Here is a 2241-nt window from a genome sequence, read left to right as displayed (position 1 = left end):
CTTCGCGTACCGGTGCCGCCCCGCCCACCCGGCGGCCGTCAGCGGCGGGCGCCGCTCGTCGCGCAGCGCCTCGTCCCGGCCCCGTACGTACGCCTCGTACCCCTGCGGGCTGGTGAACCACAGCGACGGGTCCTCGCCGAACACCCGCGCCCGCTTGGCGAGCACGTACCCGAACTCCTCCGGCGTCAGATAGCCGAGCTTCTGGCTCGACACGGCGTCCTCGCGGTACGCGTCCAACAGCAGCCACCCGGCGCCGAGATACGTGGTCGCCGTGTCCGTGAGGATCTCGTTGTCCCGCGTCCCCGGGAAACCCAGCCCCAGCCGGTGCAGCAGCACATGCGTGATCTCGTGGGCGAGCGCCGCCCCGATGTCCCGCCGATGCCTGCGGAACCGGTCGTTCAGCTCGATGAAGTACTCGGGCCCCGCCGCCAGTTCGACGCTCGCGGCGTGCTCCATGGCCCGGAAGCTCACGATCATCCGCGCCTCCGGCAGCCGGAGCTGCCGCACCAGCGCGCCGGCGACCCGGTGGGCGCCGAGGTACAGGTCGTCGTCGTCCGCGAACGCCACCTCGCCGGGCGGGACGCTCGCCGCGTACGCGTACAGCCCCTCGTACGAGACCCTCCGGTACAGCGCCGTGATCGCCGCGCGCACCGTGCCGAGGTGCGGGAACCCGTGGACGACATCCCCGCCGGGTGCCGCCGCCCTGCCGTTCGTCACGTCCCGTACCCCCGTACCCGTGTACGACGCCGAACCCTCCGGACCCTCCGAACCACAGTACGACCCGCACGGGGCGTTCAGCGAAGGACGCGGCCGCCAGGGCCGCCGCAGCGGGCGCCGCAGCGGCCGCGCATGGCCGAAAAGACAGGCTTGTGGCCCTTCCCCGTACCTCCGGATAATCCCGGACCAAGCCTTGACGGGCGCATGACAGCCACTCATGCGCTCCTCGTTGGACAAGGCCCAACCCCCCACCGAAAGGCAGAGAGTTGAAGAACACACTGCTCCGTGCCCTGAAGAGATTCGCCGTGGTCGGCGCGGTCGCGCTCGCCGCCGTCAGCCTCCAGCCGAGCTCCGCGTCGGCGGCCCCCGCCCCCGTCGTCGGCGGCACCCGCGCGGCTCAGGGCGAGTTCCCCTGGATGGTCCGCCTGTCCATGGGCTGCGGCGGCTCCCTCATCGCCCCGCAGATCGTCCTCACCGCCGCCCACTGTGTGAACGGCTCCGGCAACAACACCAGCATCACGGCCACCGCCGGCGTCGTGGACCTCCGGAGCGGCTCCGCCATCAAGGTCCGCTCCACCAAGGTCCTCCAGGCCCCCGGCTACAACGGGCAGGGCAAGGACTGGGCCCTGATCAAGCTCGCCCGGCCCATCGACCTCCCCACCCTCGACATCGCCACCACCACCGCCTACAACACCGGCACCTTCACCGTCGCCGGATGGGGCGCCAACCGTGAGGGCGGCAGCCAGCAGCGCTACCTCCTCAAGGCCCAGGTGCCCTTCGTCAGCGACGCGAGCTGCCGGGCGTCGTACGGCAACGAGCTCATCCCCGCCGAGGAGATCTGCGCCGGCTACACCGCGGGCGGCGTCGACACCTGCCAGGGAGACTCCGGCGGCCCCATGTTCCGCCGCGACAACAACGGCGCCTGGATCCAGGTCGGCATCGTGAGCTGGGGCTACGGCTGCGCCCGCCCGAACTACCCCGGCGTCTACACGGAGGTCTCGACCTTCGCCTCCACCATCAAGTCCGCCGCGGCGAACCTGTAACCCACCGGGCCCCGCACCCCTGAGGGGCAGGCCGGCCCGGCCTGCCCCTCACTCCCGCATGCCGCATCCGCATCGCGTATCCCGTATCCCGAACACCCTCGGACGGACGCCGCGGCACCCGTCTAAGCTCGCCGCATGAGCACGAGCGACATCGACGACACCGTCCGCGCCGAACTGACCCGACTGCGCGAGAGCATCGACAACATCGACGCAGCCGTCGTGCACATGCTGGCCGAGCGCTTCAAGTGCACCCAGCAGGTCGGCCTCCTCAAGGCCCGCCACCACCTGCCCCCGGCCGACCCGGCCCGTGAGGCCCGCCAGATCGCCCGGCTCCGGGAGCTCGCCGAGAACGCCAGGCTCGACCCGGCGTTCGCCGAGAAGCTGCTCAACTTCATCATCGCCGAGGTGATCAGGCACCACGAGCAGATCGCCGTCGACCCGCTGGCCAATGGCGCGGCGACCGCCCCGACCACCCACGACT

At 71.5% G+C, this 2241-nt stretch carries 3 protein-coding genes; 2 read left to right on the top strand and 1 reads right to left on the bottom strand.

The window, feature by feature from the left end:
• Positions 1–717, bottom strand: a 717-nt coding sequence (locus HTZ82_RS08395; RefSeq protein ID WP_175408670.1) for a hypothetical protein, incomplete at its 3' end; no start/stop codon positions are given.
• Between the two features lie 266 nt (positions 718–983).
• Between HTZ82_RS08395 and HTZ82_RS08390 the strand changes: the two genes are divergently transcribed.
• The gene (locus HTZ82_RS08390; protein ID WP_175408669.1) at positions 984–1760 is read left to right on the top strand and encodes a trypsin-like serine protease; all 777 of its coding nucleotides are present in this window, start codon (positions 984–986) and stop codon (positions 1758–1760) included.
• 135 nt (positions 1761–1895) lie between these two features.
• The coding region (locus tag HTZ82_RS08385; protein ID WP_175408668.1) for a chorismate mutase at positions 1896–2241 on the top strand (346 nt) is incomplete at its 3' end.

The organism is Streptomyces sp. TRM64462 (assembly GCF_013362995.1).
GTDB lineage: Bacteria > Actinomycetota > Actinomycetes > Streptomycetales > Streptomycetaceae > Streptomyces.
This window is presented reverse-complemented; position numbering and strand designations above follow the sequence as displayed.